General features: G+C 61.0%; 11 protein-coding genes. 6 read left to right on the top strand and 5 right to left on the bottom strand.

What is annotated here, in order from left to right:
• The coding region (locus tag CUC44_RS00815; protein ID WP_100858107.1) for an efflux RND transporter permease subunit at window positions 1-2,043 on the bottom strand (2,043 nt) is incomplete at its 3' end.
• Window positions 2,043-3,095, bottom strand: a complete 1,053-nt coding sequence (locus tag CUC44_RS00810; RefSeq protein ID WP_167388732.1) for an efflux RND transporter periplasmic adaptor subunit — start codon at window positions 3,093-3,095, stop codon at window positions 2,043-2,045. The genes CUC44_RS00810 and CUC44_RS00815, both read right to left, overlap by 1 nt.
• 207 nt (window positions 3,096-3,302) lie before the next feature.
• On the opposite strand from CUC44_RS00810, the gene CUC44_RS00805 reads away from it, so the two are divergent.
• Together CUC44_RS00805 and rssA are read left to right on the top strand one after the other, a co-directional pair.
• Entirely contained in the window at window positions 3,303-4,856 is a 1,554-nt protein-coding gene (locus CUC44_RS00805; protein ID WP_100858105.1) for a sensor domain-containing diguanylate cyclase, read from the top strand.
• Between the two features lie 33 nt (window positions 4,857-4,889).
• Window positions 4,890-5,759 carry a patatin-like phospholipase RssA gene (gene rssA, locus CUC44_RS00800; RefSeq protein ID WP_100858104.1) on the top strand — a complete coding sequence of 290 codons (870 nt, stop codon included), beginning with the start codon at window positions 4,890-4,892 and terminating at the stop codon, window positions 5,757-5,759.
• Between the two features lie 59 nt (window positions 5,760-5,818).
• Here rssA and CUC44_RS00795 read toward each other — a convergent pair whose 3' ends face one another.
• Both CUC44_RS00795 and CUC44_RS00790 read right to left on the bottom strand, forming a co-directional pair.
• Entirely contained in the window at window positions 5,819-7,180 is a 1,362-nt protein-coding gene (locus CUC44_RS00795) for a sodium-dependent transporter (protein ID WP_100858103.1), read from the bottom strand.
• A 197-nt stretch (window positions 7,181-7,377) separates the two neighbouring features.
• A complete protein-coding gene (locus tag CUC44_RS00790; protein WP_010673503.1) occupies window positions 7,378-7,644 on the bottom strand; it encodes a helix-turn-helix domain-containing protein in 267 nt (88 codons plus the stop codon).
• 257 nt (window positions 7,645-7,901) lie between these two features.
• On the opposite strand from CUC44_RS00790, the gene CUC44_RS00785 reads away from it, so the two are divergent.
• From CUC44_RS00785 to CUC44_RS00770, 4 genes are all read left to right on the top strand, one after another.
• Window positions 7,902-8,495, top strand: a complete 594-nt coding sequence (locus tag CUC44_RS00785; RefSeq protein WP_100858102.1) for a hypothetical protein — start codon at window positions 7,902-7,904, stop codon at window positions 8,493-8,495.
• A gap of 307 nt (window positions 8,496-8,802) precedes the next feature.
• A complete protein-coding gene (gene ompA, locus CUC44_RS00780; protein ID WP_100858101.1) occupies window positions 8,803-9,822 on the top strand; it encodes a porin OmpA in 1,020 nt (339 codons plus the stop codon).
• A 421-nt stretch (window positions 9,823-10,243) separates the two neighbouring features.
• The gene (ompA, locus tag CUC44_RS00775; RefSeq protein ID WP_100858100.1) at window positions 10,244-11,245 is read left to right on the top strand and encodes a porin OmpA; all 1,002 of its coding nucleotides are present in this window, start codon (window positions 10,244-10,246) and stop codon (window positions 11,243-11,245) included.
• A gap of 229 nt (window positions 11,246-11,474) precedes the next feature.
• Entirely contained in the window at window positions 11,475-12,551 is a 1,077-nt protein-coding gene (locus CUC44_RS00770) for an OmpA family protein (RefSeq protein ID WP_100858099.1), read from the top strand.
• A gap of 78 nt (window positions 12,552-12,629) precedes the next feature.
• Here CUC44_RS00770 and CUC44_RS00765 read toward each other — a convergent pair whose 3' ends face one another.
• Entirely contained in the window at window positions 12,630-14,327 is a 1,698-nt protein-coding gene (locus CUC44_RS00765) for an NAD-dependent malic enzyme (protein WP_100858098.1), read from the bottom strand.
• Window positions 14,328-14,369: the final 42 nt, after the last annotated feature.

Genomic DNA, 14,369 nt, shown 5'->3' with positions numbered 1-14,369 from the left:
CAGGGCCAGCCCCTGCTGGTAGATCTCGGCATAATCCGAGCCTTGCAGCACGAACTGCACGGCAGCGGTGGAGCCGCCCCTAAAACCGGGCTGGAAGGTGCGGATCATCACGTCCGGAATGCCGGCGAGGCGGCCACTCAAGGAGCGGCCAAACTCGGTGGCGGTCTCGTCCCGGGCGGCCCAGTCGGTGAGCTGGATAATCGCCATACCGGTCTGATCGCCGCCGCGCCCGAAGGCCGGGGTGCTGAAGCTCATGGCCTGCACCACCCCCTTGCCGAGCAGGGGCATGATGGCGGCCTCCACCTGCTCCATGTTGCGTTTCATCCGCTCGATACTGGTGCCCTCGGCCCCCTTCACGAACACATAGAGTACGCCCCTGTCCTCGGTCGGCGTCAGGCTCGCCGGCAGCTGGCTGAACAGGGCACCGATGCCGCCGAGACAGAGCACTAGCACCAGCGGGGTCCAGGCACTGCGGCGCAGCACCCAGCCCAGCAGACGCCGGTAGTGCTTCTCAACCCAGCCGAGGCCCCGGTCCAGACTGGCGGTCATGGCGTTGGGCTTGTCGACGCTGCGCATCAGCCAGGAGCCCATGGCCGGGGTCAGGGTCAGGGCCACCAGGGAGGAGAAGAGCACGGCCAAGGAAAGCAGGATCGCAAACTCGGTGAAGAGCCGCCCCACCATGCCCTCCATGAAGGCGATGGGGACGAACACCATCACCAGCACGGCCGTGGTGGCGATGACCGCGAAGCCCACCTCCCGGGTGCCGTGCCAGGCCGCCATCAGGGGCGGTTCCCCACGCTGCAAGTGGTGGTGGATGTTTTCCACCACCACGATGGCGTCATCCACCACCAGGCCGATGGCGAGAATGAGCGCCAGCAAGGTGATGAGGTTGATGGAGAAACCGAGATACCAGGCGCCGATAAAGGCCGAAATGAGCGACACCGGCACGGTAATGGCCGGGATGAGCGTGGTACGCCCCTGCCCCAGGAACAGGTAGAGCACGGCGACTACCAGCACGGCGCAGATGGCGAGGGTCTCGTACACCTCGTGGATCGCCTGCTTGATAAACACAGTGGAGTCATAATCGACTTCCAGCTTGGCCCCTTCTGGCAGAAAACGCTGCATCTGCGTCATCTTCTGCTCGATCCCCTGGGCCACCGCCAGCGGGTTGGCGGTGGACTGGGCGACGATACCTATCCCCAAGCTCTCGCGGCCGTTGCGCTGATAGGCGCTGTCTTCATTCTTGGCGCCGACCTCCACGTCGGCGATGTCCGCCAGGTAGATACTCTGACCGTTGGCGGCGGTCGTCACCGGCAGGGAACGAAAATCCTCGGCGCTGTGATAGAGACGGGCTATCTGCACCGCCATGGTCATACTGTTGTTGCGGATCTCCCCACCCGGCAGCTCGATGTTTTCCCGCTTGAGGGCATCCTGCACGTCCGCCACCGTAATGCCGCGGGCCGCCATGTCGGCGGGGCGCAGCCGCACATACATCACCTGGGTCAGATCGCCGGAGAGCGACACCTCGCTCACCCCGTCCACCAGGCTCAGGGAGTCCACCAGCATGCGGTTTGCATAGTCGGTCATGGCGGTGCGGTCCATCTGGGTGCTGCTGAAGTTCAGCCAGATGGCCACGTCCCCGTTGCCGTTGTCCTTGGTGACCATGGGCTCGTCCACATCGTCCGGCAGCTTGGGCCGGGCGCGTGAGATGGCGTCGCGCACGTCCGAGGTGCCCTCCAGCATGTTCCAGCCGAGCTTGAACTCCACGGTGATCATGGAGCGTCCCTTGCGGGTCACCGAGTTGATGTTCTTGATGCCGCTGATGCCGGAGAGCTGATCCTCGATGGGCTTGGTGACCTGGCTCTCCATGACGTCGGGGGCAGCGCCGTCATAGGTGGTGGTGATGGAGACGGACGGGGTCTGCACGTCCGGCATCTCCCGCACCGTCAATTTGCTGAAAGCGACCAGGCCGAACACGGTGAGCAGGGCGCTGATGACCACCGCCACCAGGGGGCGGCGTACCGACATATCCGAGAGCCACATCAGCCTTTCACCTCAGCCAGATCGTGCACATAAGCACCGTCACGCAGGTTGACCAGCCCCTCGACCGCGATGCGATCGCCGACGTTCAGCCCCTTGAGCACCCACACTTCCTCGCCATGGGTATCACCGAGTTCCACCGGGATACGTTTGACCCGACCGTCCGCCTCCAGGCGGTAGACATAGCGCAGCTCACCTGCGTACTCCACCGACTGGGCCGGGATCAGGGTCATCTTCTGGGCAGGCAAGGAAAGATCCACGTTCATCAGCATGCCGGGCCTCAGCTGGCCGTTGGGATTGGGGATGATGACCCGGGCCTTGATGTTCTGGGTCTCGTTGGAGACGCGGCTGTCCAGGGTCTCCAGTACGCCGGCGAAGGATTGATCCGGCCAGGCGGAGCTGGTGGCCGTCACCGCCATGCCGGGGCGCAGCAGGGAGAGGTAGCGCTCGGGTACCGCCAAGTCGAGGCGCAGCTTGGCGAGTTCGTCCAGATGCAGCAGCACGTCACCACTGTTGACCAGGGCGCCTTCGCTCAAGTCAATCAGGCTGACGGTGCCATCGAAGGGGGCCTGCAGGGTACGCAGGGAGAGTTCGTAGCCGGCCGCATCGACCCGGGCCTGGGCCTGGGCGACTATGGCCTCCTGCCCTTCCAGCTCGGAGTTGGTGATGGCGCCGCGCGCCACCAGCTTGCGCATGTCCCGCAGCTTGCGGCTCTCGTCACGCACGCTGGCGCTCTGCTCGGCGAGCTCCGCCTGCTGCTTGCCCGCATCCAGAGAGATCAGGGTCTGCCCCTGCTTGACCTGCTGGCCGGAGCGCACCGCGATGTCGACGATGCGACCGGTCACTTCCGGGCTCACCACCACGGAGCGATTGGCCGCCAGCTTGCTGACCAGCTTGATGGAGGGCTCGGCCAGGCTCTGCCTCACCGCCTCGGCCCTGATATTGATTTGCTTTGGCTGGGGCGCGCTGACCGGGGCAGTCTGCCGGAAATACCAGACGCCTGCCGCCAGCAGCAAGATAAGAGGGAAGAACCACAGCCACATTCGCATTTTCATCAAACGATCCATGCTAATTAAGAGAAAAGAGGAGACTTCATCAATGATGGCACCATGTTACCCCCTGACTATGCCGCGACTATGTAGAAATGTGACAAATCGTAACAGCCGGGGCGAAAGATCATCAAAATCGCATCCAACACAGACGATGATTGCGTTCTGCCTTACACTGGTGAGCCGCAAATCAGTAATCATCCCGGTGCGCCTATGTCCAGACTGAGCCAAGCCTTCGCCAAATACCGTCTGCAGTGGCTGCTGCTGGGCCTGAGTACCCTGCTGCTGGCGCTCTCCTTGCAGCACGCCTTCAGGCAGATCACCGAGCTGAACCGGCGGGACACCAACAACATGGCCGCCGAGCTGAGATCCCAGTTTCAGGAGATGGAGGCCTTCCTCGAGGCGATGCGGGGCCAGGCCGAGGAGCGCCTGCGCAGCAACCCCCAATCCATCCTCTCGCGCCACCTCTATCAGGCACTACGGGTCGATGGGAGCAAGCGGATCAACCTGGACCAGGTTCCCGCCGACCTGCCCCCCGCCCTCATCGGCAATCTGACCGGGCTGGGGCCACTGCCCGTCCCCGGCAGCGAGCGGGAAGACACCATCCACCTGGCCCTGAGCCTCTCCCCCCTGCTCTCCACCGCCAGCAAGCTGCTGGATGAGGAGGTGGCCTGGATCTATTTCACCGGCACGGACAACTTCATCTACCTCTACCCCTGGGTGCCCTCCAGCCAGTTTCGCTTCGATGCCACCATCTACCGCAAGTCTTACTGGCAGGACGCACTGACCCAGCAGCCCCCGGCCCAGCGCGCGACACTGTCGCGCCCCTATCAGGACTTCGCCGGACGGGGGCAGATGATCACCCTGTCCCAGCCCATTACAAAAGCACAAAAAGTCGTAGGATTGCTCAGTATCGATATCTTGCTCACCAACCTGGAGCGCGCCCTGCAACAACCAGCACCCCAGGTCGGTACCCTGTTTCTGGTCAATCAGCACAAGCAGGTGCTGGCCCGCAGCCAGCCCGGCACGGCGCCGCCCCTGCGCTATGGCGAGGAGCGGGATGACTACCGCTGGCAACAGGGGGCCTTTCAGCTGGTCCATGCCATTCCCGATACTCCGCTCACGCTGATCCACCGCATCCCGCTCATCGCCCTGCTGGAGGCCCTGTTCTGGCAGTCGGTGACCGCCCTCGTCACATTGCTCTGCCTGGTGCTGGCCACCCTCTCCAGCCTGAGATCCCGTCGTCTCAATCAGCGCCTGAATTACCTCTCCCGCCACGATGCCCTGACCGGCGCCTTCAATCGCCACCACTTCGATGCGTTCGAGCACCAGCATGCCCTGGCGGGCAACCAGCGGATCGGCGCCATCATGTTCGACTGCGATCACTTCAAACGGGTCAACGACACCTTCGGTCACGGGGTTGGAGACGAGGTGCTGATCCAGCTGGTACGGCTATGCAAGCCACTTTTGACAAAAGAAAACTCTCTTATTCGCTGGGGTGGTGAAGAGTTTCTGCTACTGGTGGTCGACGAGACAGTGTCTCTTTGCGATCTCGCCGAGCAGCTGCGGCGGGCCATTGCCGATCATCCCTGGGAAGAGATAGCCCAGGGGCTCGGGGTGACCGTCAGCCTGGGCCACTGTCGTCAGCGCCCCGGCGTCAAGTTGCAAGAGGCCATCCGCCGGGCGGATGTCGCCCTCTACCGCGCCAAGGCCAACGGCCGAAATCGCAGCGAAGGCTGGGATGACGGCGAGGGGCAGCCGGAGTAAGCTGAAACCTTCATTCATCCAAGGAGAGTCGCCGTGTCACGAAAACCCCGCCTGGGACTGGCTCTGGGCAGTGGTGCTGCCCGGGGCTGGGCGCACATAGGAATCATACGGGCGCTGGAACGTCTGGGTGTCAAACCGGATCTGGTGGCCGGCTGCTCCATCGGCAGCTTCGTGGGCGCGGCCTATGCGGCCGGTGAGCTGGACAAGCTGGAATCCTGGGTGCGCGGCTTCAGCCGCTTGCAGGTGATGGGATTGCTCGACCCCGCCCTCTCCGGCGGCCTGTTTCGTGGTGACAAGGTGTTTGGCCTCGCCGCCAATCACTTAGGCGATCCCCCCATAGAGAGCCTGCCGCTGCCCTTCGCCTGCGTCGCCACCGAGCTCAACACCGGGCGCGAGATCTGGTTGCAAGAGGGGCCACTGCGCCAGTGCGTACGCGCCTCCTGCGGCATGCCAGGCGTGCTGACCCCCACGCGCGTCGACGATCAATGGCTGGTGGATGGCGCCGTGGTCAACCCGGTTCCCATCTCGCTCGCCCGCGCCATGGGGGCCGAGGTGGTGATCGCCGTCAACCTCAACGCCGACATGCATCAGCCCTGGGCCGATGACTCGGACGAACCGGTGCAGGGTGGCCTGCTCAGCCAGTGGCTGAACCGGGGCGAGCGCGAGCCCAGCACCCCCGGCATGTGGAGCGTGATGACGGGCTCCATCAACATCATGCAGGAGCGTATCACCCGCGCCCGCATGGCGGGGGATCCCCCCGAGATCCAGCTCTGCCCGCGCCTTGGCAGCTTCTCCATCATGGATTTCCACCGGGCGAGCGACGCCATCAACGAGGGGGAAGCCTGCGTCGAGCGCAACCTGGAGCAACTCAAGGAAGAGCTCTCCCGCCTCAGGCTCATCTAGGCTCATCCCCCCACAAAAAAGAGCGCCATAGCGGCGCTCTTTTTTCATGCCCGTCAGGCTCAGAACAGCCCCAGGCCCTTGAGCATCACCACCAAAATCAGCAGGGGCGACACATAACGGATGATGAAGAACAGGGGTTTGAGGATCTTGAGTTCCAGCTTGCCGCCGTTGGTCAGGGCCGACTCCATCCGATCGAAGCCCCACACCCAGCCTACAAACAGGCACAGCAGTATGCCGCCAAGGGGCATCAGCACGTTGGAAGAGACGAAGTCGAACAGGTCGAAGAAGGTCTTGCCGGCGATCTGCACGTCCGCCAGGGTGCTGTTGGAGAGGGCGCAGGTCGACCCCACAGCCCCCAGCACCAGCAAGTTGATCAGGGTCGCCTTCTTGCGGCTCATGTGGAAGCGCTCGGACAACACTGAGACCGGCACCTCCAGGATGGAGAGCATGGCCCCGGTCGCTGCTATGGCGGAGAGCACGAAGAACAGCACCATGAAGAGGTGGCCGAACGGTATGCTGGCAAACACCGCCGGTATGGTGATGAACAGCAATGAGGGGCCGGCCGAGGGCTCGAAGCCGAAGGCGAACACCGCCGGGAAGATGGCGATCCCCGCCAGCATGGAGACGAACAAGTCGGCGCACATGACCCGCACCGTGGTCAGCGGAATGTTCTGATCATCCCGGAAGTAGCTGCCATAGGTCATCATGCAGCCCATGCCGATGGAGAGCTTGAAGAACGCCAGCCCCATGGCCGTCAGCACCACGCCGGCGGTGATCTTGGAGAAATCCGGCGAGAACAGGAAGTGCAGCCCCTCGCTCGCCCCCGGCAGGGTCAGGCTGCGAAGGCCAATCACCAGCAGCAGAATGAAGAGCACGGGCATCAGGCGCTTGGTAACGGCTTCAATGCCTTTCGCCACCCCCATCAGCAAGATGCCCCCCATCAGCGCCAGCACCAGCCACTGCCACAGCAGGCTCTGCAGCGGGTTGCTGATCAGAGCATTGAAGGCGGCCCCGGTCACGGCAGGATCGGTCGACAGGATCTCGCCGCCGATCGCCTTGAAGATGTAGGCGAACACCCAGGCCGCTACTTCGGAGTAGAAGGACATGATGAGGAAGGCCGCCGCTACCCCCATGGCCGCGATCAGCCACCAGGGCTGCCCCTTGGGCGCCAGCTTGATGAGGCCGCTCACCGCATCGGATTTCGCCTGACGGCCCAGCATGATCTCCGAGATCATCACCGGCAGCCCCACCAGCAGGGTGGCGATGACATACACCAGCAGGAAACCTGCGCCCCCGTTCTCCCCGGTCAGATAGGGAAACTTCCAGATGTTGCCAAGGCCGACGGCCGAGCCCAGGGTGGCCGCCAATACGCCGAACGTGCTGGTGAAGCCATCTCTGGCTTTGGGGATGGGGTGACTCATGTTTGTCTCGCTGTGCGCATTACGGGGGGCTGATCAAAGGGTCGGAATTCTCTGAGGATTGCGCCAGCTTGCCAAGGAGTTTTGGTTGAAATCACTGCTCAGAGCACAGTAAACAGCATTTAATTAAACCAATATAAGAAACGATGGATAAAAAAATGCCGCCTCATGGGCGGCACTTTTATCAAGGCTCAAAAAACTTAAGCCTTGGCAATATCGTCCGGACCAATCTGACCGATTTCGGCGACTTTTTTGTCGGCCAGCAGCCAGAGGGTGAACTTGTGCAAATCCGGGTGGTGAGCCAGGGCCACCAGGAAGGCGCCACCAACTTCACGATAACCCAGTTCGTAGTTCTTCAGGGTAGTCGGGGGGACACCCAGCAGATCGGCAAATTTAGGACGGCTCAGACCAACCGCTTCGCGGATCTGACGGATCTTCTTACCAACAGTTACGATATTTGAATTCATGTGTTCCATACTCCGTTCGGCGGATTGACTCCACCTTTATTTTTCGCGACGACTCGTAGTCAAGTGTATCAGTTTTGAACGGACTCGTTATGGTCGAGCCTCTATCTTTAATCAGCGTCTTTCGACGACAACCCTAACAAACATCGGGGATGGTAATCGCAGAGTCGTCTCAGGTAAACAGTCTCGAAGAGAAACCTTATTGTTGCTGCTGCCATAACTCGTATAATTCGCCGGTTATCCCTAAAAGAGTAATCAGCATGGCATTCCCCGGCATCATCTCCCGTCTCCATTCGGATTCAGCTCCAGGCAGTCTCACCCGCCAACTCAGCCAGGGCCAGCAGACCCGGGCCGAGGCATTCTGGCTGCCCGCCGCCCTGCAAAGCGAAGCGCCGTCTGTGTTGGCGGCCCTGTCAGACAAGTGCAGCCTTTATATGGAACACGCCAGCAGCCTGTCGCTGCGCGGTCACGATGGAGTCTTGCAGCCAGATGGCACCTTGCTGCTTGGCAATGGTAATCGAATGAAGCTCTCCACCGAGCCGGGAGATGGGGGACTGGTACCCGAAAGCGGTCTGTGCGAGATGGCGCGCTGGCTCGAGGCGGGGCATCTGAATTTCATCTGTTCAGCCGCGGTTCAACCCGTGGCCAGGGCCATCCTCAACATCTGGCCCCTCGACCCTTATCTCGCCCGTCATTTTTTACTCAGTTTTACACCCTTACTGTGCGAAGCAACCGAGGCCGATTACCTGGCTGTTTTCTCGGCGAGGTCATCTGGCGCCACGTCGCAGCCCAGCTGGGTTGAGGCCTATATGAAGCTTGAAAAAAAGCTGCACCGCGCCTACTTGGATCACTAATAAATTTGGATAAACAGCCAGTTATCCATACGACACAATCTGCCCAAGGGATTATCTGTGAGCTTGATCATGTTTTGAAATGAGCATAGAGTGCGCCACGTCATCGGAATGACACCGGCTGTTCGTGGCGGGATGAATGCACAGTCAACAGTGCAACCCGTCCCTCTGTGCACCCAGTACGTGCCTCCTGGAAGGATCTAGGATCCCTGCGCGATTCAACGTTTGTTGGTCGGCAGAGCCAGCAGCTTACATAAATTACAAAGTGCGAAGCACGTGTTTAACGTGCCATCTCAACGAGGATTATTTTATGATGAAAATGGCTCCTTCCCTGATCGCCATCGCTATGGCTACCATGGGCGCAACTGCAGCACACGCCGCTGATGACTTCTACTTCGGTGCCGGTGTCGGTGCTACTCACTTCAACGGTCTGAACAAGATCGAAGGCGTGACCAACGGTGAAGAAGACGCGACTGCCGTCAACGTATTCACCGGTTACAACTTCAACGAATACTTCGGTTCCGAGCTGGGCTACCAGTACACCGGCCGTGGTAACACCGACGGCAACCGTTACGAGAGCCAGGGTGCCACCCTGTCCGGTATCGCTCGTCTGCCGCTGGGCAACGATTTCTCCCTGTTCGGTGAAGCTGGCGCCTACTGGGGCCACACCGACGGTATGGGCACCAGCGATACTAAAGTATCCCCGCTGGCTGGCGCCGGTGTGACCTACAAGGTTAACGACGCTCTGGATCTGCAAGCTCGTTACCGTTACATGTGGGACGTGGCTGACCTGCACGCCGACAACGTTCGCTACAAGTCCAACCAAAGCATCGCTACCCTGGAAGCCGTATACCACCCGTTCCGCACTTCCTACGTAGCTCCGGCTCCGGCTCCGGTTGTTGAAGAAGCTCCGGCTCCTGCTCCGCAAGTGGTTGAGAAGAACTTCGCCCTGAACTCCGACGTGCTGTTTGCCTTTGGCAAAGACAGCCTGAAGGCTGAAGGTGTTGAAGCCCTGAACGGTCTGTACCAGCAAATCGTTGAGTTCCAGCCGAAAGACGGCAGCGCCGTTGTAGTTGGTTACACCGACCGTATCGGTTCCGACGCTTACAACCAGAAGCTGTCTGAAGCCCGTGCCCGCACCGTTGCCAACTTCCTGGTCAGCAAGGGTATGGCTGCCAGCAAGGTTGCCATCGAAGGTCGTGGCGAAGCCAACCCTGTCACCGGCACCCAGTGCAACGGCGTCAAGGCCAAGGCTCAGCTGATCTCCTGCCTGGCTCCGGACCGTCGCGTAGAAGTTCGCATCTCCGGCGTTCAAGAAGTTCAGCAGTAATCTGACCCTGTTCAGATGATGCGAAAAGGGGATGCCACGGCATCCCCTTTTGCTTGTCTGTTATTTAACCCCTTGACGTCACCTTCTGTCTCATCCCCCCGCCTCTTTATTCCCACCTCCCCTCATCACCAGCCTGTTTCACCCGGCCGTATGCTGCTTATCTGTTCAGAAACTTGATCAGAGCGAGTCAAAAGAATACAGTTAGTTCGCTTGTAAGGCATTGGATGAACTATTAAAAGTACTATTGCCCGGTTAGTTGTCCATGGAGTAACAGCTTCATGAGAATCCAGGAAACCATCCATTTTTTATTCAAGCCATCCGTGCATATGCACGGAGTCGCAGCATGAAGTGTCATCTGCGACCGGTATAACAGAGAGTGCGCAGTACGCCCATAGCACGGCAACTCAACGAGGATAAAATGATGAAAATGAAAATGGCACCAACCCTGATTGCTCTGGCCATTGCAGCCATGGGAACTTCCACCGCTCAGGCGGCCGACGACTGGTACTTAGGTATGGGTGCTGGTTGGGCTTATGGCCACGAGCTGGATGACTTCGGTCTGGATGCGGACAAGGACGCTACCGCTCTGTCCCTGTTCGGTGGCTACAACTTCACCGAGAACTTCGCGGCCGAGCTCGGCTATCTCTATGCCGGCAAGGCCGGGGTTGATGGCGTCGACTTCAAGACCCAAGGTGGGACCCTGTCTGGTATCGCTCGCCTGCCCATGGGTGACATCTTCTCCGTCTTCGCCGAAGGCGGTGCCTACTTCAACCACGTCAACGGCAACGGTGACAGCGACAACGGCACCTCCCCACTGGCCGGCCTGGGTGTCAGCGCCAAGCTGACCGACCTGCTCGATCTGCAGGCGCGCTACCGCTACATCTGGGATCTGGGTGACGAGCAGAAGACCTGGAAGACCGACATGAGCGTCGCCACCCTGGAACTGGTGATGCACCCGGAACGCAAGGCCTATGTAGCCCCTGTGGCGGCACCGGCGCCGGAACCCGCTCCTGAGCCCGTGGTGGTCGACAAGAGCTTCTCCCTGAGCTCTGACGTACTGTTTGCCTTCGGCAAATCCACCCTGAAGCCGGAAGGCGCTGCCGCCCTCAACACCCTGTACCAGCAGATTGTTGACGTGCAGCCCAAAGATGGCAGCGCCGTGGTGGTAGGTTACACCGACCGCATCGGCTCCGATGCCTACAACCAGAAGCTGTCTGAAGCCCGTGCTCGCACCGTGGCTGACTTCCTGGTCGGCAAGGGCCTGCCTGCCGGCAAGGTTTCCATCGAAGGCCATGGCGAAGCCAACCCTGTCACCGGCAACCAGTGTGACGGCGTCAAGGGCAAGGCTCAGCTGATCTCCTGCCTGGCCCCGGATCGTCGCGTGGAAGTGCGCGTCACCGGCGTGCAGGAAGTCAAACAGTAAGCCAGACGCCCATGTCTGAAAAAAGGGGCCGTGCGGCCCCTTTTTTAATCCCCTTTTTCTTCCTCTCCTGCCCGCAAAAAACCATAAAACTTGCCTGCCTTCTCACAAATTCTCCATATAGATGCGTCACTTAAATGGTTAAACCCCTTATATCGCCTATACATAATGGTGGTTAGCCATAACAAAGGGCTGGGAGCCCTATAACACCCAACATCGACGAGGAAACGCGATGAACATAAGACTGAAACCCGTGTGGATTGCATTGGCATTGGCGACGGGGGCGGCTCAGGCGGCGCCCGTTCACGACTGGTATCTGGGGGCGGGGGGCGGCTGGGCCATCGCCCATGATCTTGGCGATTTCAGTCAGGACGTCAGCAAGGATGCCACCGCCATCACCGCCTTTGGGGGCTACAACTTCACCGAGAACCTGGGGGCCGAGCTCGGTTACCTGTCGACCGGTGATTGGGATATCGCAGGCAACGACTTCAGCAGCCAGGGGGCCACCCTGTCGGTGATAGGCCGCCTGCCACTCGGTGACATCTTCTCGGTGTTCGCCGAGGGTGGCGGCTACATCTATCACGTCAAATCCATCAACGGCGGCGATGACAACCTGGCTCCCCTTGCGGGCCTTGGGTTCACCGCCAAGCTGCACGACTGGGTCGATATCCAGGCCCGTTACCGTTATCTGGTACGGGTCGGGGATGACCCTGACAACGGCAAGATCAACAGCGGCACCCAGCGCTGGGTCAGCAACATCAGCGCCGCCACCATAGAGCTGGTGCTGCACCCCAACCGCACCGTCGCCGCGATACCGGTGGCCGCGCCCATCGTCGCCGCGCCGCCCCCCGCACCTGTGCCCGTGGATCAGACCTTCAACCTGAGCTCGGATGTGCTGTTTGCCTTTGGCAAGGCGGAGCTGAAACCTGAAGGCATGAGTGCACTGGAGGATCTGTACCAGCAGATCGTCAACATCAAACCCAAGGATGGCAGCGCCGTGGTGATGGGCTACACGGATCGCATCGGCTCGGATGCCAACAATCAGGCATTGTCCGAAGCCCGTGCCAGCACGGTCGCGGACTTCCTCATCGGCAAGGGGCTGCCCGCCGACAAGGTCAGCATCGAGGGGCGTGGCGAGAGCAACCCGGTGACCGGCACCCAGTGTGATGCGGTCAAGGCAAGGGCCGCTCTCATCGACTGCCTGGCCCCGGATCGCCGGGTCGAGGTACGTGTCACCGGGGTTCAGGCCGCCGCCGACGCAGCCCCTGCAGCCGTCACAGAGCCCGCCGCCGAACAACCGGCGCAATAACCAACCCTCCTTTCCAACCGCAGCCGTGCACAAAAAAGGGATGCCTGAGCATCCCTTCTGCATTGCTGTTGCCGCCCCTTAGAAGGAGGTGCGGCGATAGCGGCGATATTCCGGTCGCCAGAAGTTCGCCTCTATGGCCTGGTCTATCACCTCATCCGGCGTCTGCACCGCCTTGCCTTGCAGCATGGCGGTCTTGGCCACCATCTTGGCGATGTAGCGGGAGACCTGATGGATGTCCGCCAGATCCGGCAGCAAGGAGCCCTCCTCCCCCTTCACCAGAGGCGAGCACTCGGCGAGTGCGCGGCTGGCCGACATCAGCATGGCGTCGGTCACCCGGTTGGCGCCGGAGGCGATGACCCCAAGGCCTATGCCCGGGAAGATGAAGGAGTTGTTGCACTGGGCGATGACGTAGCGCTTGCCCTTGTGCTCCACAGGTGCGAACGGGCTGCCGGTCGCCACCAGCACCTGGCCGTCGGTCCAGCGAATGAGATCCGCCGGGGTCGCTTCCACCCTTGAGGTGGGGTTGGAGAGCGGGAATATGATGGGACGGGCACAGTGCTTGTGCATGGTCTTGACCACCTCTTCGGTGAACAGACCCGGCTGGCCGGAGACCCCGATCAGGATATCCGGGCGACCGTGCTCCATCACCTCCAGCAGGGAGATGTTGTCCCCCACCGGCCAGTCGAGGATGCGCTCCACCGGCTGGGAGAGCTTGCGCTGGAACGGCAGCTGGTTCGGGATCTTGTCGGTGATGAGGCCGAATCTGTCCACCATGAAGACCCGGCCACGGGCCTCGGCGTCCGTCAGCCCTTCGGCCTTCATCTGCGCCACTATCTGCTCGGCGATGCCGCAACCCGCGCTGCCGGCGCCGAGGAAGGCGACCCGCTTCTCGGAGAGCTTGGCGCCAGACGCCTTGCAGGCGGCGATAAGGCTGCCCAGGGTGACGGCGGCTGTGCCCTGGATGTCGTCGTTGAAGCAGCACAGCTCATCCTTGTAGCGGTTGAGCAAGGGGGTGGCGTTGCCCTGGGCGAAGTCTTCAAACTGCAGCAAGATCTCGGGCCAGCGGCGTTTGACCGCCTGGATGAAGGCATCGACGAACTCGTCGTACTCCTCCCCCGAGATGCGCGGATTGCGCCAGCCCATGTAGAAGGGATCATTCAGCAGTTGCTGGTTGTTGGTGCCGACGTCCAGCACCACGGGCAGGCAGTAAGCCGGGGAGATGCCGCCACAGGCGGTGTAGAGCGACAGCTTGCCGATGGGAATGCCCATGCCGCCGATGCCCTGATCGCCGAGACCCAGGATCCGCTCGCCGTCGGTGACCACGATCACCTTGACGTTCTGCTTGGTGGCGTTTTGCAGCATGTCATCGATCCTGTCCTTGTCCGGATAGGAGATGAAGAGGCCACGGGCGCGGCGATAGATGTTGGAGAACTCTTCGCACGCCTTGCCCACGGTCGGGGTGTAGATGACCGGCAGCATCTCGGGTAAATGGTTGGTCAGCAGGCGGTAGAACAGGGTCTCGTTGGTATCCTGGATGTTGCGCAGATAGATGTGTCTGTCCATGTCGTTGCCAAACGCCATGAACTGGCGATAGGCGCGCACCGCCTGCTCTTCGATGGTTTCGATGTTCTGGGGCAACAGGCCTTCCAGGTTGAAGCTGCTGCGCTCCTCGCTGGTGAAGGCGCTGCCCTTGTTGAGCAATGGGGTCTCCAGCAGGGCCGGACCGGCGTAGGGGATGTAGAGAGGACGTTTCTGATTATTATCTTCTTCAAACATGGATCTGTACCTTGACTGTGTGGCCCGCCGATCCTATGGGCT

The sequence above is a fragment of the Aeromonas lusitana genome (assembly GCF_002812985.1).
Taxonomy (GTDB): Bacteria; Pseudomonadota; Gammaproteobacteria; order Enterobacterales; family Aeromonadaceae; genus Aeromonas; species Aeromonas lusitana.
The sequence above is the reverse complement of the archived record's forward strand: the minus strand, read 5'-3'. Positions and strand labels throughout refer to the sequence as shown.